Source organism: Microcoleus sp. T2B6 (assembly GCF_036700475.1).
Taxonomy (GTDB): Bacteria; Cyanobacteriota; Cyanobacteriia; order Cyanobacteriales; family Microcoleaceae; genus Microcoleus.
The window spans coordinates 1-22,909 of record NZ_JAUBOZ010000116.1; the positions used below are offsets into that span (position 1 = coordinate 1).

21 protein-coding genes are annotated in these 22,909 nt (G+C 45.2%); 11 read left to right on the forward strand and 10 right to left on the reverse strand.

The window, feature by feature from the left end; all coding sequences use genetic code 11:
* Positions 1 to 157: 157 nt before the first annotated feature.
* From QUA00_RS31275 to QUA00_RS31290, 4 genes are all read right to left on the reverse strand, one after another.
* A complete protein-coding gene (locus tag QUA00_RS31275) occupies positions 158 to 1,072 on the reverse strand; it encodes an Rpn family recombination-promoting nuclease/putative transposase (RefSeq protein ID WP_333412272.1) in 915 nt (304 codons plus the stop codon).
* A gap of 37 nt (positions 1,073 to 1,109) precedes the next feature.
* The gene (locus tag QUA00_RS31280; RefSeq protein ID WP_333144593.1) at positions 1,110 to 1,856 is read right to left on the reverse strand and encodes a HEAT repeat domain-containing protein; all 747 of its coding nucleotides are present in this window, start codon (positions 1,854 to 1,856) and stop codon (positions 1,110 to 1,112) included.
* Between the two features lie 468 nt (positions 1,857 to 2,324).
* Positions 2,325 to 2,861, reverse strand: coding sequence for a GNAT family N-acetyltransferase (locus QUA00_RS31285; RefSeq protein ID WP_333412273.1), 537 nt, complete (start codon positions 2,859 to 2,861; stop codon positions 2,325 to 2,327).
* Positions 2,862 to 2,865: 4 nt separating this feature from the next.
* Positions 2,866 to 3,069, reverse strand: coding sequence for a hypothetical protein (locus tag QUA00_RS31290; protein WP_333144596.1), 204 nt, complete (start codon positions 3,067 to 3,069; stop codon positions 2,866 to 2,868).
* Positions 3,070 to 3,203: 134 nt separating this feature from the next.
* Between QUA00_RS31290 and QUA00_RS31295 the strand changes: the two genes are divergently transcribed.
* Positions 3,204 to 4,565 (forward strand): calcium-binding protein, encoded by a 1,362-nt coding sequence (locus QUA00_RS31295; protein ID WP_333102362.1) that lies wholly within the window; start codon positions 3,204 to 3,206, stop codon positions 4,563 to 4,565.
* 215 nt (positions 4,566 to 4,780) lie between these two features.
* Positions 4,781 to 6,139, forward strand: a complete 1,359-nt coding sequence (locus QUA00_RS31300; RefSeq protein WP_333412274.1) for a calcium-binding protein — start codon at positions 4,781 to 4,783, stop codon at positions 6,137 to 6,139.
* Positions 6,140 to 6,615: 476 nt separating this feature from the next.
* Here the strand turns inward: QUA00_RS31300 and QUA00_RS31305 are convergent, their stop codons facing one another.
* Both QUA00_RS31305 and QUA00_RS31310 read right to left on the reverse strand, forming a co-directional pair.
* Positions 6,616 to 7,980 carry an MFS transporter gene (locus QUA00_RS31305; protein WP_333412275.1) on the reverse strand — a complete coding sequence of 455 codons (1,365 nt, stop codon included), beginning with the start codon at positions 7,978 to 7,980 and terminating at the stop codon, positions 6,616 to 6,618.
* Between the two features lie 264 nt (positions 7,981 to 8,244).
* Entirely contained in the window at positions 8,245 to 10,308 is a 2,064-nt protein-coding gene (locus tag QUA00_RS31310; RefSeq protein ID WP_333412276.1) for an Eco57I restriction-modification methylase domain-containing protein, read from the reverse strand.
* Between the two features lie 108 nt (positions 10,309 to 10,416).
* Here QUA00_RS31310 and QUA00_RS31315 point away from each other — a divergent pair, with 108 nt between their 5' ends.
* The 7 genes from QUA00_RS31315 (at position 10,417) to QUA00_RS31345 (ending at position 16,106) form a co-directional block, all read left to right on the forward strand.
* The gene (locus tag QUA00_RS31315) at positions 10,417 to 10,659 is read left to right on the forward strand and encodes a CopG family transcriptional regulator (RefSeq protein ID WP_333102366.1); all 243 of its coding nucleotides are present in this window, start codon (positions 10,417 to 10,419) and stop codon (positions 10,657 to 10,659) included.
* Complete coding sequence (locus QUA00_RS31320; RefSeq protein WP_006634284.1) at positions 10,649 to 10,930, forward strand: type II toxin-antitoxin system RelE/ParE family toxin; 282 nt, start codon at positions 10,649 to 10,651, stop codon at positions 10,928 to 10,930. The genes QUA00_RS31315 and QUA00_RS31320 overlap by 11 nt, the downstream gene beginning before the upstream one ends.
* 316 nt (positions 10,931 to 11,246) lie before the next feature.
* Positions 11,247 to 12,614 (forward strand): AAA family ATPase, encoded by a 1,368-nt coding sequence (locus tag QUA00_RS31325; RefSeq protein WP_333412277.1) that lies wholly within the window; start codon positions 11,247 to 11,249, stop codon positions 12,612 to 12,614.
* Positions 12,607 to 13,389, forward strand: coding sequence for a hypothetical protein (locus QUA00_RS31330; RefSeq protein ID WP_333412278.1), 783 nt, complete (start codon positions 12,607 to 12,609; stop codon positions 13,387 to 13,389). Before QUA00_RS31325 ends, QUA00_RS31330 begins: the two co-directional genes overlap by 8 nt.
* 4 nt (positions 13,390 to 13,393) lie before the next feature.
* Entirely contained in the window at positions 13,394 to 13,543 is a 150-nt protein-coding gene (locus QUA00_RS31335; protein ID WP_445252033.1) for an alpha-E domain-containing protein, read from the forward strand.
* A gap of 83 nt (positions 13,544 to 13,626) precedes the next feature.
* Positions 13,627 to 15,243 (forward strand): family 10 glycosylhydrolase, encoded by a 1,617-nt coding sequence (locus QUA00_RS31340; protein ID WP_333412279.1) that lies wholly within the window; start codon positions 13,627 to 13,629, stop codon positions 15,241 to 15,243.
* A 278-nt stretch (positions 15,244 to 15,521) separates the two neighbouring features.
* Positions 15,522 to 16,106, forward strand: a complete 585-nt coding sequence (locus tag QUA00_RS31345) for a Uma2 family endonuclease (protein WP_333412280.1) — start codon at positions 15,522 to 15,524, stop codon at positions 16,104 to 16,106.
* A 124-nt stretch (positions 16,107 to 16,230) separates the two neighbouring features.
* On the opposite strand, the gene argF is transcribed toward QUA00_RS31345, so the two are convergent.
* Both argF and dusB read right to left on the reverse strand, forming a co-directional pair.
* Positions 16,231 to 17,151, reverse strand: a complete 921-nt coding sequence (argF, locus tag QUA00_RS31350) for an ornithine carbamoyltransferase (protein WP_333144607.1) — start codon at positions 17,149 to 17,151, stop codon at positions 16,231 to 16,233.
* A gap of 99 nt (positions 17,152 to 17,250) precedes the next feature.
* Positions 17,251 to 18,261 carry a tRNA dihydrouridine synthase DusB gene (gene dusB, locus QUA00_RS31355; protein WP_333144608.1) on the reverse strand — a complete coding sequence of 337 codons (1,011 nt, stop codon included), beginning with the start codon at positions 18,259 to 18,261 and terminating at the stop codon, positions 17,251 to 17,253.
* 463 nt (positions 18,262 to 18,724) lie between these two features.
* Here dusB and QUA00_RS31360 point away from each other — a divergent pair, with 463 nt between their 5' ends.
* Complete coding sequence (locus QUA00_RS31360) at positions 18,725 to 20,323, forward strand: glucose-6-phosphate isomerase (protein WP_333144609.1); 1,599 nt, start codon at positions 18,725 to 18,727, stop codon at positions 20,321 to 20,323.
* A gap of 518 nt (positions 20,324 to 20,841) precedes the next feature.
* Positions 20,842 to 21,582 (forward strand): response regulator transcription factor, encoded by a 741-nt coding sequence (locus QUA00_RS31365; RefSeq protein WP_333144610.1) that lies wholly within the window; start codon positions 20,842 to 20,844, stop codon positions 21,580 to 21,582.
* Positions 21,583 to 21,585: 3 nt separating this feature from the next.
* Here QUA00_RS31365 and QUA00_RS31370 read toward each other — a convergent pair whose 3' ends face one another.
* Together QUA00_RS31370 and QUA00_RS31375 are read right to left on the reverse strand one after the other, a co-directional pair.
* Entirely contained in the window at positions 21,586 to 22,077 is a 492-nt protein-coding gene (locus QUA00_RS31370; RefSeq protein ID WP_333144611.1) for a low molecular weight protein-tyrosine-phosphatase, read from the reverse strand.
* Between the two features lie 207 nt (positions 22,078 to 22,284).
* Entirely contained in the window at positions 22,285 to 22,635 is a 351-nt protein-coding gene (locus QUA00_RS31375) for a YbaB/EbfC family nucleoid-associated protein (protein WP_333144612.1), read from the reverse strand.
* Positions 22,636 to 22,909: the final 274 nt, after the last annotated feature.

Genomic DNA, 22,909 nt, shown 5'->3' on the forward strand with positions numbered 1-22,909 from the left:
TACTTAAACGGCTTAATTGGTAATCAGGTAAAACCTGCATGAGTATAATTGCTCACTGCAAAAGTGACATGCTCCCAACACAGTCCCCCTGCGCCGACTAAATCATAAAGGGGGTATTAAAGCCGGATTTAGTATCAGAAGTGCAAAATTTATAAATTCATGCTGACACGGATTCCAGCCAAGCTATCAAATCCTGTTGACTGGTAAAATCTAGCAAGATTTCTCCTAAATCCTCTAATTGTTCGAGAGATAACTGCTGGATGCGAGTTTTAATTTCTGGTGGGATTTCGCCAGTGCGCCGCGCGACTTGACGCAAGATTAATGCTGTTTGCCCCTCAATTATGCCTTCTTGGCGACCTTCTTGCATCCCCTTAATAACAGCACCGCGTTGGTCTTCAAAAAACATTTCCCGCTTTTCCAATTCCTCTAATTCCTTAAGGGTTAAATTAGTTCTGCTGGCGATGGAAAAAGCTGTTTGAATTTCGGGAATTGATGCAAATTTTTCAGGCATTTCATCGAAGAGGGGAGCATTTTTGATAAAATAAATCCAGCTTTGAATTAGGTTTTCGATTTGTTCTAGTTCTTTGTTAAACTTGGGAAGTTCGACAAACACTAATTCGATTTCTCTGTTATAATACTCGAAGTTTTCTTCGAGTTCTTTAAATACAAAATGGGTGAGAAATTTTTCGGTATTTTCAAATAGAATAAAATCTGTAATTGTTAAAGCAATCAGAGGATTTAATTTAGAGTATCCTTCCCTGGGTCTGAGTTGAGTTGCGTAGGTTTTGGCGGCATTGTACACTACCCGTTTAGTAAAAGCTTCTACATTTATTACCTGCATTTCGATAATCACAGTTTTGTTGCCTGTAATTTTGGCTTTAACATCCAGGTAAGTATCTTTTAATCCAGTAACGCTCGGCGCGGCGTAAGGGTCAATAATTTCTAAGTCTTCAATGGTAGGCTGTGCGTCATAGAGCATAGCATTGAGGAAGCTAATCAAAATGTCTTTGCTCTGGGGCGAACCAAAAATTTTTTTGAAACCAAAATCTGTTTTAGCACTGATGAAAGGCATAATTAATAGTGGGTAATTGGTAATTGGGGGGTTTAAATCACAAAAGTCCTTCCATTTCTAAGTCTTCAATTATCTGCAATCCGCGCGGGTCGCCAACTCGCAAAAGTGAAGATTTAGCATCTTCCCGCACGCCCATATCTTCATCTTCTTCTAAAGCTTCAATCAAACCGTCGATCGCCCCAGCGTACACTATATTATTCGGCAATTCGCGGGCCAGTTGCCCGATCGCCCAAGCGCAGTTGCTCCGCACAGCAGATACAGGATCTCCCCGCAGCGCTTGAATCAACGGTGGAATCGCCGCAATCACCACATAGTAACCAACTTTTGCCATTTGACCCAGAGAACTCGCCGCCCACAAACGCACCGCCGAAATATCTGTTTTTAGAGCATCAATTAAAGATGGCAAAGCGCGGTGATCCCTGCAATTTCCCAAGGCCCAAACTACCCCTTTGCGAACGTAACCGTTCCAGTCGCAGTTAAGTTGAAGAATCAGGGGTTCCACAGCATCGGGGCTCGGATTTCGCCCCAAAGCATAAGCCGCGCTCACCCGCACCAAGGGGCAACCGTCTCTCAATAAATTAATTAAATGCGAAATTGCTCGATCGTCCTGCACTTCGCAAAAAGCCCGCGCCCCAATCATCCGGTGCTGAGGTTCCGGGGATTCCAGCAAAGGCAGCATTTCATCGGGATCTGGCAGCGGGGGTTCGGAGTCATAAATTTGCTCCAAAGGGCTTTCCAGTTCCGTGTCAGTATCAAGGGCGTTGGAGTAGTCGTTATTGTTCATAAAAAAACTTTACCGCACAGAGGATGCTCCTAAGCAACTCAGTCAGTAGTCAGCAGTCAGCAGTCAATAATTGTAGGGTGCACGCGCAGTACCTTACTACTGAGATATTGCACCATTGTCAGCAACAGGCTTTTCGGCCTGTTCCACAACAGATAAATTTTCTTGTGGAACAGGCCGAAAAGCCTGTTCATAAAAGGCTAATGGAGAATGGTGCAACATATGACTTACTACAAACAAATTCCTCTGCTGTCACCTAAGTTGGTAGCGAGGACTTCAGTCCTCATAATTGCTGTCACCTAAGTTTGTAGTGAGGACTTCAGTCGTCATAATTTGGATGAATCAGGACTAAAATCCTTACTACAAAGGAATATCTCTGCTGTTACTTAAGTTTGTAGCGAGGACTGAAGCCCCCCTAATTTGGATGAATCAGGACTTTACCCCTGATTCCAAACCAGTAGAATTTATATTTCAAAGGGATTTGAGCATCGAGAGGGAATGAGTTTGATAGCCTAATTTTTGATAGAGATTCACCGCAGGCTGATTGCTCAGAAATACTTGCAAACCAATTTGCCGATCGCCCCTTTCCCGCGCCCAATTTTCAGCATGAATAACTAAAGCTGCACCGACTCCTAAACGGCGATGTTCCGGTGCGACGTACAGCAAAAAAATGTGAGCGTAGCGTTCTCCGGTGGTTTGGTCGATCGCATTTCCCAACCACAAACATCCGACAACCGATTGGAGATTTTGGGCTTGAGATTGGGGATTGAGATGCTGCGAGGGCAGCGCCGCCAAAATTTCTGCCTCTTCCTGGCTGTTTTTCTGGCACTCTACCCACCAAACCGGCGTCTGGTTAGAAAAATACTGCTCGACAGTTTGAGCCAAATGTCCCAATTCCCGATCGGGGTAAAGCTCTTGGTAAGTCCGGTGCATAAACTTTACCAGTTTTGCTCGATCGAGTCCCGATCCTGAGCGCAGCCGGTAGCCCGGTATTAGTTGAGCAGACATCAGATCAGCGGACACGGAAAGCTGAATAATTTAGCCCCAAGAAAATTGGGTTCACTACTGCCGCTTGCTTTTGGGGGATCGCTTCCTCAATCGGTGCGGGGGCCGCCATGTCACCAGGCAAAAAGATGCGAGCACTGACTGCTACCAGAGCCGCGAAAAATACTAATACCGCTATAAATGGAGCAATGTATTGACGAATGATACCCATAACCGCAAAAACTTTATTCTTGAGTTGATATTATCAAGTGTACCATACAAATCTTGTCAGCTATAATGGTTGATTGGACACTTAGCTCAAGAATAGAGCGATCGCAAATACCAACAAACAGAAAATCTAATATTATGAGTGCCTCGCCTGCTGTTTATGAAGCTCTAGCTAAATCAATTGTTTTTTTGAATCAAAAGCCGAGCGCGGCAAATGAAGTTTCCGGTTTCCTGGATACTAATGGCTACTATATCGATCGCATATTCGACGACCCCGAAACAAACTTTTATGCGATCGGGTTCGGTTCATCCAATCCCGAAAACCCGCCCGCCCTCGTATTAAAAGGTACAGACTTCATCGACGGCGACGCTATCTTTTCCGACTCGCGGGACATTGGTTTACCTGAATTTGAAAAAAACAAAGATACTATCAAAAATTGGCTCACAGAAATCGGTCAAAATACTGGTAAAAACCCCAACAAATTATTGCCCGATGTCATCGGACACAGTTGGGGCGGAGCCGTCGCTCAAATTCTAGCAACCGAATACACATCTCTGACCGGCGATATCTTTACTTTCAACTCTCCGGGAGTATCAGCGAGTACATTCAACACTTTTCGGAGAAATCTCAGTAGGGCAGGCAACAAAAATGTCACTCACTACATTGTCAGCGGAGATGTAGTCAGCTTGTTTGGCGAAGCATTTATTCCGGGTAAAGTATTTATCCAAAGCTTTACAGACCCGAGTATTAATCCCTTAACTGTTTTGGCAAAACATCGAACTGAAAATTTGTTAACTACTCCGCCCGTGGGTTTTTTGCAGAGGCAAATTTCCGTAGAACAATTAAACAGTCCCGAATTTACTTATAACAACGATTCAGATTTTAACGAGTTTATCGCTGCGATGAATTTGGCCCTGCCCAATGTGTCAGTAGCCATCAGAAGCAGAGGCGGTGCAGAGAGTGTGAGAACAGCACCAGAATTTTCTTTTGTGCAGTTAATCAGAGAAATGCAATACGGTTTAGCTCCCTTACAACCGAATTATTTATCAGGGGACGCTCGCAACAATACTGCTACGGGGGGCCCTGGAGAGGATACAGTTATCGGCAACGGCGGTAACGATACTCTCAGAGGCAATCGAGGTAATGACAGCATCATCGGTGGTGATGGCGACGATTTCTTGTACGGCGGCAGAGATAACGATTATTTCGAGGGTGGCGACGGAAACGATTTGGTTTCCGGCGAGTTTGGCAACGATTTTTTAATTGGTGGTGCGGGGCGCGATCGCTTTGTATTGGAATCAGGTGGCGGAGCCGATGTGATTGTCGATTTTCAAGATAGTGAAGATTTAATTACACTGTCGCGGGGTCTAACTTTTCCTCAAATTAGAGTAACCCAAGCGGGTGACGGAGCTTTAATTACTATCCCGGTTACTGGGGAAATTCTTGCTACTCTCAGAGGCGTAGTTGCCAGCGATCTTACGCGGGTAGATTTTGTATAGCTTGGGGGCGATAAAAAATTGTAGTTTTAGTGGCGCGAAACCGGGGTGGGTTTTGTAGGAAAATTGTTTTTACCCACAAAAAATGTCTGCTAAATCTGCCCCTACAAAGCAACGAAATATGACCAATTAATATGGTTAATAACCGGAGTTTACAGTAAAATTAATTAAGTAGCTTAAACACTAATTCCCAATCTAACGACAGGAAATAAAAAAATATGCCCTCCTCTCCCGCCGCTTACGAAACTATAGCCAAGCAACTTGCTTACATAGATAACAACCCCCAGTCTCAAACTTTAGTTCAAACGGGTTTGACCGCTGCTGGCTACCAAATCGATCGCACCTTTGACGATCCCGGAACTGGATTTCACGCGATCGGCTTAATTTCCACCACCCCAGACAAACCGCCAGTTTTGGTATTTCGCGGCACCGACTCGCCCACAGACGATCTTGCCAACGCAGACAAGCGCGGCGTCGGTTTCAACCAATTTGAAGCCAACAAACAGGCATTAGGAAATTGGCTGACACAAATCGGTCAAGACACAGCAAAAAACCCTCGTCGCTTGCCCCCAGACGTTCTCGGACACAGCTTGGGCGGTGCTTTAACGCAACTAGCCGCAACAGAATTCACATCTGCGATCGGAGATGTTGTCACCTTCAATTCCCCGGGAGTTGCTCAAAGTACAGTCAATTCATTTAAGCAGAAAGCCGGTGCGGGAAAAAATGTAACTCACTACATAGTTAGCGGCGATTTTGTGAGTTTGGGAGGAGAAGCTTTTCTCCCCGGAAAAGTAGTTCTTCAAACATTTACTAACCCGATTATCAACCCACTACTTGTCTTGGACAAGCACGGCAAAAGCGGTTTGTTAACTTCTCCACCTCCCGGCTTGACTCAGGCCGAAATCTCTGTAGACCAGTTGAACCGCCCTGATTTCACTTTTACAGATTCAGATTATTTAGAACTGTTAGCTGGCTTAGACTTTGCATTACCAGAATTTGGAGATGCGCTGCAATCGCGCAGCACAGTAGAGCAATTGAGAACCACTCCCGGAAAAGGCTTTTTTGGAAGTTTTAGGGCAATGCAAACTGCTCTAGATCTATCCCAAATTAATAATTTAGTCGGCGACGATGCCAACAATATAGCATCCGGTTTGGCAGGGGACGATATTATCACGGGGAATAGGGGAAACGACACTCTCAGCGGCAATAAAGGCAACGATATTATCAGCGGTGGCAGCGGAAACGACCAGCTATTAGGTGGCAAAGGGGATGACAATTTGAACGGGGCAGAAGGAGACGATACGCTCATTGGGGGAGCGGGTGCGGATCTCTTAATTAGTGGCACTGGACGCGACGTATTCGTGTTAGGAGCAGGTGCCGGTACAGATACACTTATAGACTTTCAAAAGGGTGAAGATTTAATCGGTTTGAGCCGAGGTTTGAGCTTCAACCAAGTGAGAGTTACTCCAGGGGATTTTATAACGACGATTGAAATTGCCAGTAACGGCGAAGTTATTGCCAGTATTGCTGGCCTTTCAAGTAGTCCGCTAACAGCTAGCGATTTTATTGCGATTTAGTTGGCGGCTGGCAATACAGATATTCGGTAGGGACACAACATTGTTGTGTCCTTATTTTATCTGAGGAAAACAAACACGGACAATTTATACTCTTCCATGATTAAAAACATCAATATTCCTGTAGGGAGGGGTTGACCGAAATCTCCAAAAGTAGTGCAGACATTGGTCAACCGGCGTTGCATAATTGCGGGATGATTTTGATTGCTTTGTGGGATGGGCGTCCCGCCCGTCCACTGTATTTTCACAGCAGGCGGGACGGCTAACCCCTACTCTCCACAAGAATCATCCTCAAATTGTGCAACGCGGGCGTTGCATAATTGCGGGATGATATTGATTGCTTTGTGGGATGGGCGTCCCGCCCGAAAGCGTGTATTTTCACAGCAGGCGGGACACCCCACAAGAATCATCCTCAAATTGTGCAACGCGGGTTTACCCGCCCCACCCGAATCTGATAATTATAGCGATCGAACTTGATATTAATCGAAATCGTCCAGTCCAGGTCTGGGCATGGATGCCAATTTTTTCTCATCGTCTAGGGGCAGAAAGAAAATCGTCAGCATACCGGGAATCACAGCCAGCGCGCTCATCAAAAAATAATTTTGATAACCGAGACTCGCCTGCAAGTAGCCGCTAAAAACGCCCGGAATCAGCACTCCTGCTGCCATAAAAGCCGTTGTAATTGCATAGTGAGATGCTTCGTATTCAGGGCGGACAGTCCGCATCAAGAACACTGTATAGGCAGCTACGCCAAGTCCGTAAGTAAATTGCTCGATCGAATTTACCACATAAGCCCATTCAATCCCCGGTTGATTGATTGCCAACAGCCAATACAGCACGTTAGTTGAATTTTGCAGAATTGCCGTCGGCCACATCCATTTTTTCAATCCTTGTTTGGCAATCAAATAGCCGCCCAGCAACCCTCCTATTAACAGAAACATTACCCCTAAAGTACCGGATAATAAGCCCATATCCGACGTAGAAACTGCTAATCCTCCTTTCTCAACTTTATCCATTAAAAATGGAGGAGCCATTTTAAACGTCAAGGCATCGCCCAAGCGAAAAATTAAGACGTAAGCCACAATCCAACCTATTTTATCTTGCTGAAAATAGGTTTTGAATGCTTCGATAAAGCTGGTTGTTCGTTGAGGAGTGTCGGATTCCAGATCGTAATTGCGAGGATAGGGAAGATACCACCGCTGAAAAAGATATATCAGCACAAACATAATCGCACAAATGCCAAAAGCTGTCGCCCATCCGTAGTTAAGCGCAGACACGCTAAAATCCGAACCGAAAAGTGACAGCGGAATGTTTTGATATATTTTGGTGTCACCTGTATTTCCAGTGACTAAATGCTGTTCTGCCAGTTTCCCCGCTAAGAACACCAATAAACCGCTGCCGGCAATGACAGCACCTCTATAAGCCGTGTTGCGAACCCCGACAAATAGTGCTTGTTGGTCTTTATTTAGAGTGTTTAAATAAAATCCGTCAATGGCGATGTCGTGAGTAGCTGACACAAAGGCGATCGCGGTAAAGATAACAAGCGATATAATAATCGGTGCGGGCGTCAATACACCAAAAGCCAGGAAAGCAAACAGAAAAGCACAAATGATTTCGGTTGTTAAAATCCATTTGCGTTTCGTGGAATACAAATCAACAACGGGCCCCCACAAACCTTTTAAAACCCAAGGAAAAGACAAAAGACTTGTCAATCCGATCAATTCGTTGCTGGTTCCCATACCTTTCAAAAAAATCACCGACATTAAATTAACGACGGTGTAAGGGAGACCTTGAGCGAAGTATAATACTGATACCCACAATCCAGCGTTATGCTTTTTTTCCATTGGAAAGATATTTTACCTAGTTACTTATTTGATTTACTGAGTGCGATCGACAATTCCGGTCAATTCAACCCCTGGCATCACAGTATAGCAATCTTAAATCATTCAGATAAATTTGTAGGGGTAGTGCTACCCCTACTCCCCGTGCCTACCCCCTATCTATCGGGGCAACCGGGCGTGGGATTGCCCCTACAATAATTACGCAAATCATTTAGGATTGCTATACTGTGATGCCAGTGGCTGCCATATAAATAGTGCATTTTAGCATCATTCATACTCAAAACTATTTTTATTTTTTGAATTAGCCTGCAAAAGATGTTCTCCGTTAAAATGAACGAGGTAAGCGCGAAGATTCTTGTCCCAGTCAGAAGTGTCATAAGTTCGCAGCAGTTCCAAAGCACTTTCTTCTATCTGATATGCAGTTTTTGGACTATTCACCGGACGTTCGGGACTGTCAGGATTAACAACAATTAAACCTGCATCTAGAAACTGATGCACCGTTTGGCGGCGCACAGTTTCCCGCGTATTTGGTGCATACTTTTTACCGTATTCCTGATCCATAAATTCCATAATTGGTGTGATTCCCCGAAGTGGAGATTTCGCCAATTCCCAAGCATCCTTTGGCTTGAGGTCAAGCAAAGCCAGAAGGGTTAAGGCGGAACGTTCGTTAACCTGACCTTTTGGAAAACCCAGCGCTGCAAGTATTTCTAGAGATTCATCAATACGGTTCTTGATTGTCATTGGGCTATTTTCTAACGGATTTGTTGCCTTCAGCAGTTGTCTCTCGACAAGTTGATCAATCTCCCGCTGTGTAGGAAATATTTCTCCTATTTGAGCGCCAAGTAAAAGTAATTGCTCTAGATTAGGATACTTCAAATTGCGTAAATCCGTAGCATTAACTTGAGTGTGTCCGTTGAACAGTCGGAAAAACGCATCTACCAAACTCGAATTTAGATAAACGGCCAATCCCCGCGCCAGGGTGAGGTCTAATCCGCGTCCCTGTTGGTGAAAGTAATTCAAATGGTTCTCAAAACCCACGCTAGAACTATTAATTTTATTGGCATCCCAAACAACTGCAACAATTCGCTTTTTCTCTTCCTTTGAGGAGAAGCGCTTGCTCAAAACATAATGTTCGTTAGGTACGAGGAGTGCAGCAGTTTTTTCCGTGACAGCTAAAGCTTGATGCTTTCTCGTGGCTGTGGGATATTCAACACCGCCAGCCGAGAAATGTGCGGGATAAATCAGCGGAACTGTACCGTTTTCAGGTTTTAGCCGCAAGTCAGACCGAACACGAAAATCTACAACTTTTCCGGTAGAAACTGTTAAGCCTAATTCCTCTAGGGTGCAAGTAAATTGAGCCATTTGAGCGACTACTTTCTGGCTGACAGAATCCGGTAAAATCCGAATAAATTGCTCGGAATCTTTGGGATTAATTAGGGCGGTATAGGGCAGTTGGTGAGACAAAACCAGGTCGTCGCCCACGCTGCTGCTTGAGGTAATTAGTACAGTATCTGGCTGTTCTATTTGTTTGGTGGCGCGCACAATAATAGTTTCTTGCAGCACCGCATCATCGCGAAATGGCAACTGTCGGGATTCAAAGATATGTACTTGGCGTAAAGCCATCATTTGAAGGAATACTTTGCGGAAATCTCGAAAGTACAAACCGTTGCAAAAGCTGCGGGGAGTAATCGACACTAATTCACCGTTTGGTTTGAGCAGGTGAGCAGCAGCCACTGTGAAGCCAGCGTAGAGATTGCTGGTTTCTAGTCCTATAGAACGCAGCAAGGTTCGGGCTTGGGATTTAGCGTCTATCTTGGCATAGGGAGGATTGATAATTGCATGGGTGAATTCCCGTTTTACTGGTTGTGTAAATAGATTGGGCTGCAACATATCAGCGCTGTCTTGAATAAAATCAATTTCGCGAACCTCACAGGTAAAAGATATCCCAAAACGCTGACATTCTATACTGCATAATTCTAAAGTTTGCTTGAGGTATTCTATCAAAATAAGGTCAATTTCATAAGCTGTAACCTGCAGGCTGTGCGGTTTGTTTGGGCGCTGGCAAAGTTCGCAAACAACTGCTGCTAACAGGGAACCAATTCCTGCACCGGCATCTAAAAGCGATATATCGGGACAGTTAAATTCAAACATTCCCGCCATCAAACTTGCCACGGACGAAGGTGTTAAAAATTGTCCCTTTTCTCCTCTCTGGCTTTGCTGCAACTTTCGGGTTGCTTCTTGGCGCCAGCCATCTACTCGATCGAGTAAATTGCTTGCAGTTGAGTAGCTGTTACCCGGAAGGGCTAGGGTTTGAAAGTGCGGTACTATCATTTGTTCAAAAAGTGCGATTTCGAGTTCAGTTTATTTTCGCCCAAAATAGGAATCTATAGGCTATCATAGTACCAGTTTACTCTCTTCCCATAACAGCAAAGGGCAGCCATGAGTCAAGAAAATTTTACATTTCTCCTTGATAGCGAAAAAAAAGAGGCGCTGAAGGCGATCGCTACTGTCACCGATCGCGATTTAACTTATGTTTTGAACGAAGCGATCGCTTCTTACCTAGAAAATTATCAATGGCTGCTTGATGAGATTAATAAAGGCGTTGCCGAGGCCGAAGCTGGAGACTTTGCCAGCGATGATGAAGTCCAAGCAGTTTTTGTCAAATTGACTAATGAAAATTAAGTGGCTGCGACAAGCTTTGCGAAATCTAGAACAGGCTCACGCATATATTGTTAAAGACGATCCAGAGGCAGCAAGGCAATTAATTTTAAGGATTCAGAGTGCTGTAGGTCAACTCGCAGAATTTCCTTTTATGGGTCGAGTTGGTCGCGTAGAAGCTACTAGAGAACTTGTCATTTCCAATACATCTTATCTGATCATCTATCGAGTAAAAGAAGAAAACGTAGAAATTCTCCGTATCCTTCACAGTTCAAGAAAGTATCCCGAAAATTAGGTGATGTTGCCGATCGCGATTCTGGGCGCAACAAGTCTACTCGATCGAGTAAATTGCTTGCAGTTGAGTAGCTGTTACCCGGAAGGGCTAGCGTTTGAAAGTGCGGTACTATCATTTGTTCAAAAAGTGCGATCGCCAGTTCAGTGTATTTTCGCCTAAAATTACACCGATGTGCGAAAATGTCAAGCGCACTCGAAAATATATAACTTATCCAAAAGTATGTTGACTGTTCATATAGCTAGAGCCGGAGGTAGCTAACGATGACACAAACTCAAACCAAGCGTTATGATTTTACTTAAGTATCTAGGTCTAAGTTATGACAACTATCAACTGGAATGAAGTTTTAGATAGTATTTCAGAGAATGCAGAAGAGCCAGAAGTCGAAGATAGATTTGTCAAACGCCTTCTAAATGCACTTGGATTCAGCTCTGATGAGTGGGTACAACAGTTTAAAACAGGGAAGGGTCCTGCTGATTTTGCTGCTCGTAAGAATCACGATGAGGATAAATTTTCCGTTGCTAAGAGTAAGCCATACTTAATCATTGAAGTTAAAGGGAGAGTATCAGGAAAGGTAATCCTTAACTTAGCAGAAGGTACTCCCACGTACAAAAAAGCTAAAGAACAGATAACAGGTTATCTTCTTGCTCCTAAGTGCCAAACATCTCAATGGGGTATTATCACTAACTCAACAGATATCCAGCTCTTCCGCAAACATGGTAAAATCGTATTGCCTGCTACTGACTGCATGAGGATAACCAAAGATAATATCATTGAGATTATTACTAAAATTAAGAACTTGCTGGAAAACCCACCCAAAGCTTTAACAATTTGCATTTATAATGATAAGGGAGGCGTGGGAAAAACTACAACGACAATCAACTTGGCTGCGATTCTTCGACAACAGCCGAAAAAAGTGCTTGTTGTTGACTTCGATCCACAACAAGGAGATTTAACAGATTCATTAGGCTTACAGGAGGGAAAAGTAAAATTATCGGATTGCTTGAGGGATGGAGCATTGAATGTTAAAGACACTATTCAAGCATTTAATCTGAAGAATAAAGCGGGTCAATTAGTTAAGGTGTTTGATGTCATTCCATCGGATACAGGGTTATCGAAGTTTATGGATTATAAGTATGAAGCACAAATTGAGAAAGGTTCAGCAAAGCTGCGAGATTTACTTGATATTTTTGTTCGTAATTATGATTACATCTTAATTGATGCACCTACGAACTGGACTTTTTTTAGTAAAAGCTGTGTAATAGCTTCTGATGTAATCCTCATGCCAACCGAACACAATAACTTTTCATCTTTAAAAAATGCTGCTAAAGTTATTAAAGAATTCTTACCTGAAGTTAAGAAGCTTAGGAAGGACGGTGGCCCTATTGCCTTGCCGATATTTTTCAATAAACATAAAGAAACAGAGGCTTCACTCAAAAGAGCAAATGCAGAAATTAAAGCAATTCTTACAGTTAAGAAAGGAGATAATTATCTTCTAGATACTAATTTGTTACCCTCTTATTGGCCTAAATCTACAAAAACGGTGATTGACACAACTATATTCAGTGTTCCAGAATATGAAGTTGTTTCTACTGCAGCTTTTTCTCGAAAACCAGCGGTTTTTCAACACAAAAAAGCCGCTGAATATTACTTAAAATTAGCGAAGGAGTATTTTTTGTATGAGTAATTCTGAGAACATCGGTAAGTTAATGCACTTGAAGTTATCTAAAATTGAGTCAGCAGAACCCTGCTCTGAGTCAGAGTTTATCATTGCCGGAGCCGCCGAAGCCGTCTTGCAAGCAGGTACTCGCAATTGGATTCCGATTATCGTTAAAGAAACAGGCGACTATCAGTATCAAGTTGTGAGCAATCACTTTGTCTATGCTGTAGCTCAACAAGCCAAATTAGATTTAGTATGGTGTATTGTCATTGACCCAACACCATCAAATATTGAACAAGCGAAGATTCTAGCGCGAGAAGCAAATCCCCAAGTCAATCTGAGTACAGCATCAAAAGATACTATTATAGCTGGACTTAAATACTTAGTTAAAGAGCATAATTGGAAGAATGTAAAACCAGTTGAAACGGCAAATAAAATTGTAGATTCTAACCGCGAGCAATGGTCAGATTTCACCCCCCTGACTAAGTTACAATGTGGTTTGACTAAGGCCAGATTAGATTTTATTGCTAAAGTATTTTCTATATCACCGCCACCGCCGCCGCCTCCTCCTCCTCAAGCAGTCAGCGTGAAACGTGCATCTAGAGATGAGATTTTCGATCGCCTCAATTACTTATACACTAATAAAATAGGCGGCTTTGAAAATATTGATGCCGAAAAAACAGCCGATGCTATCTTCACCGCGAATAAAGGCAAGTGGAAAAGCCTAACTCCAATTGCCAAACTTGAACCCGGCATTGATACAGCCAAAATGAAAATCATTAAAACCCTATTTAGCCTGTAAAACTATGTTAAGTGGTGTCGCGGATTCAATTTACGGGCTCAACCGCTATATTGAAAAATCGGAAAATATCGCCCATTTTGCCGAGGTCAATTTTAATCTCATTCTCGACTCTCCCAGCGGTATTACTCAACTATTTACCGATCTGCCCACTTAATTTACCATTGTGCGAAAATGTCAAGCGGACGCTCAAACCAAAAGTCCGTAAAGGACTGTTAAACGCTCTCTCACACATTTCTGATGCCTAAACCCAAAACATTCTTTTTGTCAAGCTTGTTCCTGATTGGCTTAACAATTAGTTTTCTGCTGACTCCTGGTTGGTTATCAAACTGGTTCCCAAACCGCGCGAACGCAACTATGCCCCCGCCAACCCAAACCGCCGAATTTCGCGCCTTCTGGGTGGACGCCTTCAACCCCGGCTTCAAAACCCCTCAAGAAGTCACAAAATTGATCGCAGACGCGCAGCGGGCAAATGCCAACGCCATCGTCGCCCAAGTCCGCCGCCGTGGCGATGCCTTTTACACGAGTGCGATCGAACCCCGCACCCTCGATCCCAACGTTCCGGCGGGTTTCGATCCCCTGCAAGATTTGATTGACAAAGCCCACGCCGCAGGCATTGAAGTACACGCTTGGATGGTGACGCTGCCGGTGGTTTCCGGTAGCAAACTTCCCGCCGGTCACGTTTGGCAACAACACGGGCCTTCTGCCCCCGGAAACGACAATTGGGCCATGCTGACTTCGAGCGGCGAATCACCCGGTTTCCTCGATCCCGGCCATCCAGACGCCGTAGATTATACTGTTTCCGTCTATTTGGACTTGATCAAGCGCTACGATGTGGACGGCGTACAGTTGGATTATGTGCGCTACGGCGGGCCGACTTGGGGCTACAATCCGACTGCGATCGCCCGTTTCAATCAGCAAACAGGTCGATCGGGCAAACCCGCACCCACCGATCCCGCGTGGATGCAGTGGCGGCGCGACCAGGTAACAAATTTAGTGCGAAAGCTTTATGTAGAAAGCCTTGCGATTAAACCGCGCGTTAAAATTACCGCCGCCACGATCGCCTGGGGAGACGGCCCCAAAAACGATGCAGGGTGGTATCAAACGCAGCCTTACAAAGAAGTATTGCAAGATTGGCGCGCTTGGCTGGAAGAAGGGATCGTAGACATGGCGATGCCGATGACTTACCAGCGCGAGTACAAACGATCGCAAAAACTCGCTTACGACAACTGGATCGAGTACGCCAAAGACCACCAGTACAACCGCCAAATTGCGATCGGCCCCGGCAATTACCTCAACTACATCGAAGACACTCTAGGCCAGATTCGTCGCGCCGAACAGCCTTCTGCGAAAGGAAATCACGTCGCAGGTACGGTGCTGTATTCCTACGCTAGCAGCAACGTGTACACGAATGTGGAACTGCGATCGGGCGGTAGCGGTGATTTGCCCCGCCAGCCTTGGAAATACGTTCCCCAAAGCAACGATTTGTTTTACACTGCGCTGTCGCAGCCGAGTCAATACGTTGACGCTGCCACGGGCAAAACCGTTCAAACTCAGCCTGTGTGGGCGACAACCGCAGCGGTTCCCGATATGCCTTGGAAGTCGCGGCCGACTACAGGTGCGATCGCCGGAAATTTGCAGCCGTGCGCTCAAACTTGCGACGGTGCAAGCTTGACATTGCAGTCGATCGATGCTGCGGGAAAGGTGCGCCAACTGCGCGCCGATGGTAAAGGATGGTTTGGGGCGATCGAGCTTTCTCCGGGAACTTATCAGTTGAAAGTTGACGGTAGTCAAATTCAACAAACAGTTAATGTTGCCGCCGGTGAAGTAACAAAAGTGAATTTCGCCAGTTTGTAGGGTGTCAACTTAGCCCGAAAGACCGGGATGAGTTTAAACCCCTGCTTAGCCCGAAAGACCGCCAGGGAATTAATTCCCTGGCTAATAGCTAAAGTCCTCTCAAGAGGACTGATGAATTGTGCAGTCCTCTTGAGAGGACTTTAGCTTTGAGGCAGGGGTTTCAACCCCTGCCGGACTATCGGTTTTACGTTAAGTTGTCAGTAATGGTTTCTGCCTGGGAACCAATTAAGCTACAATCAAATTATCCAGGCTCAAATTATAAATTTAGCCGAGAAGCTATGCTAATAACAGAAGCTGCTTTCATGCTCCGTAAATGGACAGTTAAAGAGTATCACAAGCTGGGAGAAATCGGAATTTTTAACCCAGAAGAACGACTCGAATTAATTGAAGGAAATATTATAAAAATAAGTGCAAAAGGAACTCTTCACGCTGCCGCCACTAGACGCACTGCGACGCTGCTGCACAATCTTGTGGGAAATCAGGCTGCTATTTATAATAAAAGCCCGATCGCCCTTGATGACAATTCTGAACCCGAACCGGATATCGCCGTAGTCAGAATCGATCCTTTTGACTATGCGACTCACCATCCGACTCCCTCAGAGGTATATCTCATTATCGAAGTGGCAGACAGCAGCTTAACTTTCGATCGCGAAATTAAAGCCAAAGCTTACGCGCGATCGGGAATTGCCGATTATTGGGTGCTAAATGTGGGCGATCGACAACTCCATGTTTTTAGAGAACCCGCCGTCGATGGGTATCAAAGCGAAGTAATTCAAGGAGAAAATGCTCGCATTTCACCGCTGCAATTTCCCACTGTCAATATCGCTATTCAAGAAATGCTCCCACCAATTATATCAAATTGAAAACCCCATTAAGAACGGGCAAGATGCCCGTTCCACAAAAATTAAATTTATTGTGGGGTGGGCTTCTAGCCCGCCCTAAAGGGACTATTAAAAACCGCTTGAAAGATTAATTTTTAGCTACTTCCTAATCGCTTTCTAGAATGCTTGCGAGCAAAGCTTGCTGAGCGTGCATCCGATTTTCTGCCTGATCCCAAACGCGCGATTGACTGCCTTCTATCACTGCATCGGTAATCTCTTCATCCCGGTGTGCGGGCAAACAGTGCAATACAATTGCATTCTTATCTGCTAACTTCAGCAATTGTTCGTTTACCTGATAGGGCTCAAACAAAGGAATCCTGATTTTTGCTTCCTCTTCCTGTCCCATACTCGCCCAAACATCAGTATAAATCACTTGAGCATTCTTCACAGCAGCTTCTGCGTCCGCCGTCACAGTAACTTCTGTTTTTCCATTAGCAATATTCTTAGCTTTTTCCACTATCTCAGCATTCGGCTGGAAATCTTGAGGGCAAGCAATTCTTACATTCATTCCCGTCATTGCACAGCCCAACATCAGCGAATTAGCCATATTATTGCCATCGCCCAAATAAGTCAGAGTCAATCCTTCTAGCTTGCCAAAACACTCTTTTACTGTCATTAAATCTGCCAGCACTTGGCAGGGGTGTTCGTCATCTGTCAGCGCATTAATAACAGGAATCTTTGCATAGTTAGCAAAAGTTGCTAAGTCCTTTTGCTCGAAAGTCCGAATCGCCAAAATGTCTAAATATCTGTCTAACACCCTGGCTGTATCTACCAAAGGTTCACCGCGGCTGACTTGGGTAACGTTGGGATTAAGGTCAATCACTTGCCCTCCCAATTTATACATTGCTACCGTAAAACTTACCCGCGTTCGCGTTGAAGCTTTGGAAAATAACAAGCCGAGAACTTTATTGCGTTTCAGCTTGACCATTCCCGATTTTAAACTGGCTGCTAGATCCAGCAAATAATTTAATTCGTCAATGCTTAAATCTGCCAGACTTAATAAATCTCGCCCTTTTAAGGAATCCATGCTTTCCCCCACCCACAAATTTTTAACTGTGTCTTAAATCTTAGCCCGCAGAGGTGAATTTTGTTTCTGTAATCCCTAGTTGGCCTCTGCGGGTAAGGTTTATGCGGGCAATTGCTCGATCGCGCGATCGATCGAATCGCAACCTTGTTCCACTGTTTCTACCACAGCCAACACGCCCCGCAATTCCCCAGCACCGGGGAAACCCTTAGCATACCAGGTTAAGTGCTTGCGCGCTTGGCAAACACCGCTTTCACCTTTATATTCCCACAAAGCCCGCAAATGTTCCTTAGCACATTCGAGGCGTTCAATTGGTGTCGGAGCTATCTTTTCCACACCCGTTTTCAAGAAATAATCAACTTCTCCCACCAAAAAAGGATAGCCCAATGTTCCCCGCGAACACATCACTCCATCAGCGCCGGTTTCTTCCAGACATCGCATCGCTGCTTCCACTGAAAAAATATCCCCGTTAGCAATAACTGGAATCGATAAAACTTCTTTCACTCGGCGAATCCACTCCCATTTTGCCGGGCCGGTGTAACCTTGCGATCGAGTGCGGCCGTGCACGGTAATCATTTTTGCTCCCGCATCTTGCATCCTTCGAGCAAATTCCAAAATATTAATTTCTTTGTCAGTCCAACCGATCCTAGTTTTAACGGTGACAGGAACCTCTACCGCTTCCACCACAGCCCGCACAATTGCCTCGGCCGTTTCCGGATCTCGCAGCAGGGAAGAACCGCCGCCGTTTTTAGTAATTTTGTTAACCGGACAGCCCATATTAATATCAACAGTATCTGCTCCTTCGGCCACAGCTTTCTGGGCTGCTTCTGCCAAGAAATCCGGCCGGCAGTCAAACAATTGAATGCTAATCGGGCGTTCGTTCGGGTCAACTTCCATAATTCTCGGCAGTTGCTTGACGTAGTGCAAACCCGTAGCGTTCACCATTTCCGTGTACATCATCGAATCCGGCGCGTAGCGGCGCACCAGGCGGCGAAATACCAAATCGGTAACGCCGGATAAGGGCGATTGCAGGACGCGGCTTTTAACTTCAAAATCGCCGATTTTGAGCGGAGTTGCTAACCTTTCTTTTAATTCGGGAGATAGAGCAAGCATAGTCGATCGCACTTTAATTCTAATATCTGTATATTATACTACACTTCAGATAGTTGACTGTTGTTAACTATATTTTTAGCCGATTATTGAGTGACAGCTAAAAGTATATTTAACCTGACCGCAATGCCTATTTTACACCTCCCGATCGCCCGAATTTGAATATTGTGAAACCAGGGCCCAAAGCCCAACCCCGACTACACTTAAATCTCTGTGCCACTTCGATCTATCTATGGGGTGTGGCCATTAATGGGGGATCTACCTACTAAGACTGTTGCCCAAGTCATATTTTTATTGTTTAATTCTGCCGAATGCTCTGCCTGCCTTCGGCTCCGGCTGCCTTCAGACGATTAATGCTTAAATTTATTAGGATTCTGCAAAAGCCGTACATCAGATCGTTTTAAACTACAATTGGTGGATTCCTGACGACCCCGATCGAACATTAAAAAAATTGTAGAGAATTCCTATGGACGCCGCAGCACTCTGGCAACGCTATCAAGACTGGCTTTACTATCACTCTGGATTGGGACTTTACCTCGATATCAGCCGCATGGGATTCGACGACGCTTTCGCAGCAGAACTCAAGCCCAAATTTGACAAAGCTTTCAAAGACATGGCAGCCTTGGAAGCAGGTGCGATCGCCAATCCCGACGAAAACCGGATGGTGGGCCACTACTGGCTGCGAAACCCTGATTTAGCTCCCACTCCAGAATTAAAACAAGAAATAGTCGAAGGCATAGCACAAGTCGAAGCATTTGTCAAGAAAGTTCAAAACCGCGATATTAAACCGCCATTTGCTCCGCAATTTACCGACATAATTTCGATCGGCATCGGTGGTTCGGCCCTGGGCCCCCAATTTGTCGCCGAAGCTTTATCCCCAGACATTCCGCCCCTAGCAATACATTTTATCGACAACACAGATCCGGCTGGGATCGATCGCATCCTTAACAAAATTAAAGACAAACTCGCCAGCACCCTAGTAATTACAATCTCCAAATCCGGCGGCACCCCCGAACCCCGCAACGGCATGATCGAAGTTCAAAAAGCCTTCGCCGCCCAAAAACTGGATTTTGCCAAACAAGCAATTGCCATCACTGGAACAGACAGCAAACTAGACAAATTAGCCAAATCCGAAGGCTGGATTGACAGCTTCCCGATGGCCGACTGGGTGGGAGGGCGCACTTCGGAACTGTCAGCAGTAGGACTTTTGCCAGCAGCTTTGCAAGGCATCGACATTCAGGCGATGCTCGATGGTGCTAAAGTCATGGACGAAGCTACCAGAATTCCCGACATTAAAAATAATCCCGCCGCCTTGTTAGCAATGTCCTGGTATTTTGCTTGCAACGGACGTGGCGAGAAAGATATGGTAGTTTTGCCGTATAAAGATTCACTGCTATTGTTCAGCCGCTACTTGCAGCAATTAGTCATGGAATCGATCGGCAAACAGGAAGATTTAGACGGCAATACAGTTCATCAAGGTATCGCAGTTTACGGCAACAAAGGCAGCACCGACCAACACGCCTACGTCCAGCAACTGCGAGACGGCGTGCCGAATTTCTTCCTAACATTTATCGAAGTTTTGCAAGACAGGCAAGGCATTTCCCCAGAAGTAGAAACCGGCGTAACTTCGGGAGATTATTTGTCTGGTTTGTTGCAGGGAACTCGACAAGCTTTGTACGAAAATCACCGAGATTCGATTACTGTCACAATTCCCCAAGTCAACCCGGAGACAGTAGGAGCATTAATCGCCCTCTACGAAAGAGCCGTAGGTTTTTACGGTTCCTTGGTGAATGTCAATGCCTATCACCAGCCAGGGGTTGAAGCAGGCAAAAAAGCAGCCGCTGCTGTATTGGACTTGCAGCAACGGGTACTGCAAGTGCTCAAAGACGCCCAACAACCTCTGTCTGTAGCAGAACTAGCCAAAAAAGCAGGAAAGCCAGAGCAAATCGAGACAATTTACAAAACTCTGCGGCATTTGGCAGCAAACGGGCGCGGCGTAGCTTTGGAGGGAACATTAGGGCAGCCTGCTACTTTAACAGCAAGTTATCAACGAAATGGGGTCTAAAACCCTGTCCTTCTAGGACGGCTTTAATTTCTTAAATCCCTTCCTAAAAGTGAGGCAATTTCTAGTATACTAGAGTAGTCAAGGTTAAACTCCTTCGCCATCGTGTATAAAAACAGTTAACGACACACTTTGGCGCGTAAACCGGGGGACAAAGAGCGGCGAAAACTCTATAAACAGCTAGGGGCTTAACACAGTTCCTTTAACCAGAGAAACAAACTATTTAGTCTTGTTAAGTAGGGTAGGGCATACCCGAACTCTAGGTGAATATCCTAGTACGCTTTTGGAGATAGACCCTAGGCGGGTGACTGCGAATCGGGCTCGTTAATTGGTAGGCTTTCTACGGTTAAAAAGTTTGAGTATTGCCGAAAGGACGCAACATTTTAAGGTCAGTCGCTGAATTAAGAATCCCTGTCCTTTAGGTCAGGGAGTGTCAAAAACAGAATTAAACAGTAGAATTAAAAATTAAAAGTGACTAATTTCACTTTTAATTTTTAATGTTTAATTTTTAAATTCCCCTCATGCCCTTGACCATTCTGGTTGCTGACGACGATTTCGCGACTCGCTTGTCGATTACCGATTATCTGGAAATTACCGGATACTCTGTAATCCCTGCTGAGAACGGCAAAGAAGCTTTAGGCTTGGTAGAGGAATTTCAGCCCCACTTGATTGTTACGGACATTACAATGCCCGAGATGGATGGCTACGAATTCGTGCGCCGAGTTCGGACTCGTCCCGCTTTTCGCTTGCTGCCGGTGATTTTTTTGACGGAACGCACGAGCACGCAGGAACGGATTCGCGGCTATCAGATGGGGTGCGACAATTATCTGGCTAAGCCTTTTGAACTCCCAGAGTTGGGGGCGGTAATTCGCTCTTTGCTCGATCGCTACGCCCTAATCGCTCAGGCACCGTCTCATTCCCCAAAACCTGAACCGACGCCAACAGAGGCACGCAGCAGAGCCAACAGCCAGCCAGAAGCGGATTTTTTAACTCACAAGCCAAACACAGGCGATTCCCTACGGGATAGCTCCGCTTCACGCCCCTCTCCCAGCCCAAATTCTCCGAGTTTGACTCAGCGAGAGCGAGAAGTGCTAGATTTGCTCACAGAAGGTCTTTCTAATATTCAAATAGGCGATCGACTCCACCTGAGTCCTCGAACTGTCGAAAAGCACGTCAGCAGCTTGTTCAGAAAAACCGACAGCAACAACCGTGCAGAACTCGTTCGTTTTGCGATGGAACACCATTTAGTCGGTAATTGGTAATTGTTAATTGGTAATTCTTAATTTTTCCTGATTTATAACATACTCCAACAAACCCGCTTGAGCGTCCAGCAGCAAATCAATTACTCGATCGAATCCCTCCGGGCCACCGTAGTAAGGATCTGGCACTTCTTTAAGGTCGTATTTCTGGCAAAAATCGCACATCAGTCGCACTTTATCTTTATACTTTCCAGCCGCATCCAGGGCAAGAATATTGCGATAATTGTCCCGATCCATAGCCAGAATCAAATCAAAATTTTCAAAATCTTTCCTGGTAAATTGGCGGGCTTCGCCTAGCAATTCAATGTCTCGCTTCCTCGCCGCCAATGCCATCCGCCTGTCAGGGGGGCTGCCAACGTGATAGCTAGCAGTTCCAGCCGAATCGCAGGTGATGCGATCGCCCAAACCAGCTTGTTCAATTAAGTGATTCATAATATTTTCTGCTGAGGGCGATCGGCAGATGTTGCCGAGACAGACAAACAATAATTTATAAGACATTAAATTAGTAATTGGTATTGAGTAATTGGTAATTGGTAATTGGTAATTGGTAATTGGAAGGAAGAGGCAAGAATATTTTTCATTCCAATTACCAAGGTTTCCTGCTTCATACCAATCAACCAGTCATTAGCTATCAAGCCGTTATTAAACATCCATCACCATTGACTAATGACTAATGACTGATGACTAATGACTGATGACTAATGACTAACCGAAACCGGGGAGATTTAGTCCACCGGTGAGTTCTTCCATTTTCTCCCGCATCGTCATCGTAGACTTAGCGTAAGCCTCCTGCATCGCCACCGTGACGAGTTCAGAAACCACATCAGCACCTTCACCGAGGGCATCCGGTGAGATTTCCACGCGGCGGGGTTCTTGGTTGCCGCTAAGAAAAACCTTGACCAAGCCGCCGCCGGCAGTTCCCTCAATTTCCATGACATCCAACTCTTCTTGGAGCTTTTTAGCTCCTTCTTGAACCTGCTGAGCTTTTTTGAAAGCTTCAGTCAGTTCTTTCATTTTGCCCAGGCCGAAGCCAAATCCCTGTCCTGATTTTGTCATCAAAATTCCTCGGGTCTGAAACCCCGTCCTTACAGGACGGCTTTACATTTAATTTTAATCCCCTTGCGGGGTAGGGGGGTATGGTTGCCCCCCCCGTGAGGATATGGTTGTCCTCAATCTCCCATTTCTGGGGTAAAGTTAGCTTTGCCAATGTTTTCTGAGCTTGCGCGGGCTAGCAGCACTGTTCCAGTGACCTTAGAACTGTTTAACTACTAGCGACAGAGCAGGGAACTAGCTTCGCATTCGCCCGGTGTCGTGACTCAAAAAACGTAGT

What these genes read in the sequence shown, in the direction of transcription:
- QUA00_RS31345 (WP_333412280.1), top strand. Translation starts at nt 15,522, where the DNA reads ATGCTAATAACAGAAGCTGCTTTCATGCTCCGTAAATGGACAGTTAAA.
- QUA00_RS31335 (WP_445252033.1), top strand. Translation starts at nt 13,394, where the DNA reads ATGTTAAGTGGTGTCGCGGATTCAATTTACGGGCTCAACCGCTATATT.
- QUA00_RS31290 (WP_333144596.1), bottom strand. Translation starts at nt 3,069, where the DNA reads ATGGGTATCATTCGTCAATACATTGCTCCATTTATAGCGGTATTAGTA.
- QUA00_RS31365 (WP_333144610.1), top strand. Translation starts at nt 20,842, where the DNA reads ATGCCCTTGACCATTCTGGTTGCTGACGACGATTTCGCGACTCGCTTG.
- QUA00_RS31305 (WP_333412275.1), bottom strand. Translation starts at nt 7,980, where the DNA reads ATGGAAAAAAAGCATAACGCTGGATTGTGGGTATCAGTATTATACTTC.
- QUA00_RS31295 (WP_333102362.1), top strand. Translation starts at nt 3,204, where the DNA reads ATGAGTGCCTCGCCTGCTGTTTATGAAGCTCTAGCTAAATCAATTGTT.
- QUA00_RS31325 (WP_333412277.1), top strand. Translation starts at nt 11,247, where the DNA reads ATGACAACTATCAACTGGAATGAAGTTTTAGATAGTATTTCAGAGAAT.
- QUA00_RS31370 (WP_333144611.1), bottom strand. Translation starts at nt 22,077, where the DNA reads ATGTCTTATAAATTATTGTTTGTCTGTCTCGGCAACATCTGCCGATCG.
- QUA00_RS31300 (WP_333412274.1), top strand. Translation starts at nt 4,781, where the DNA reads ATGCCCTCCTCTCCCGCCGCTTACGAAACTATAGCCAAGCAACTTGCT.
- QUA00_RS31310 (WP_333412276.1), bottom strand. Translation starts at nt 10,308, where the DNA reads ATGATAGTACCGCACTTTCAAACCCTAGCCCTTCCGGGTAACAGCTAC.
- QUA00_RS31320 (WP_006634284.1), top strand. Translation starts at nt 10,649, where the DNA reads ATGAAAATTAAGTGGCTGCGACAAGCTTTGCGAAATCTAGAACAGGCT.
- QUA00_RS31360 (WP_333144609.1), top strand. Translation starts at nt 18,725, where the DNA reads ATGGACGCCGCAGCACTCTGGCAACGCTATCAAGACTGGCTTTACTAT.
- QUA00_RS31375 (WP_333144612.1), bottom strand. Translation starts at nt 22,635, where the DNA reads ATGACAAAATCAGGACAGGGATTTGGCTTCGGCCTGGGCAAAATGAAA.
- QUA00_RS31280 (WP_333144593.1), bottom strand. Translation starts at nt 1,856, where the DNA reads ATGAACAATAACGACTACTCCAACGCCCTTGATACTGACACGGAACTG.
- QUA00_RS31285 (WP_333412273.1), bottom strand. Translation starts at nt 2,861, where the DNA reads ATGTCTGCTCAACTAATACCGGGCTACCGGCTGCGCTCAGGATCGGGA.
- QUA00_RS31315 (WP_333102366.1), top strand. Translation starts at nt 10,417, where the DNA reads ATGAGTCAAGAAAATTTTACATTTCTCCTTGATAGCGAAAAAAAAGAG.
- QUA00_RS31275 (WP_333412272.1), bottom strand. Translation starts at nt 1,072, where the DNA reads ATGCCTTTCATCAGTGCTAAAACAGATTTTGGTTTCAAAAAAATTTTT.
- QUA00_RS31330 (WP_333412278.1), top strand. Translation starts at nt 12,607, where the DNA reads ATGAGTAATTCTGAGAACATCGGTAAGTTAATGCACTTGAAGTTATCT.
- QUA00_RS31340 (WP_333412279.1), top strand. Translation starts at nt 13,627, where the DNA reads ATGCCTAAACCCAAAACATTCTTTTTGTCAAGCTTGTTCCTGATTGGC.
- argF (WP_333144607.1), bottom strand. Translation starts at nt 17,151, where the DNA reads ATGGATTCCTTAAAAGGGCGAGATTTATTAAGTCTGGCAGATTTAAGC.
- dusB (WP_333144608.1), bottom strand. Translation starts at nt 18,261, where the DNA reads ATGCTTGCTCTATCTCCCGAATTAAAAGAAAGGTTAGCAACTCCGCTC.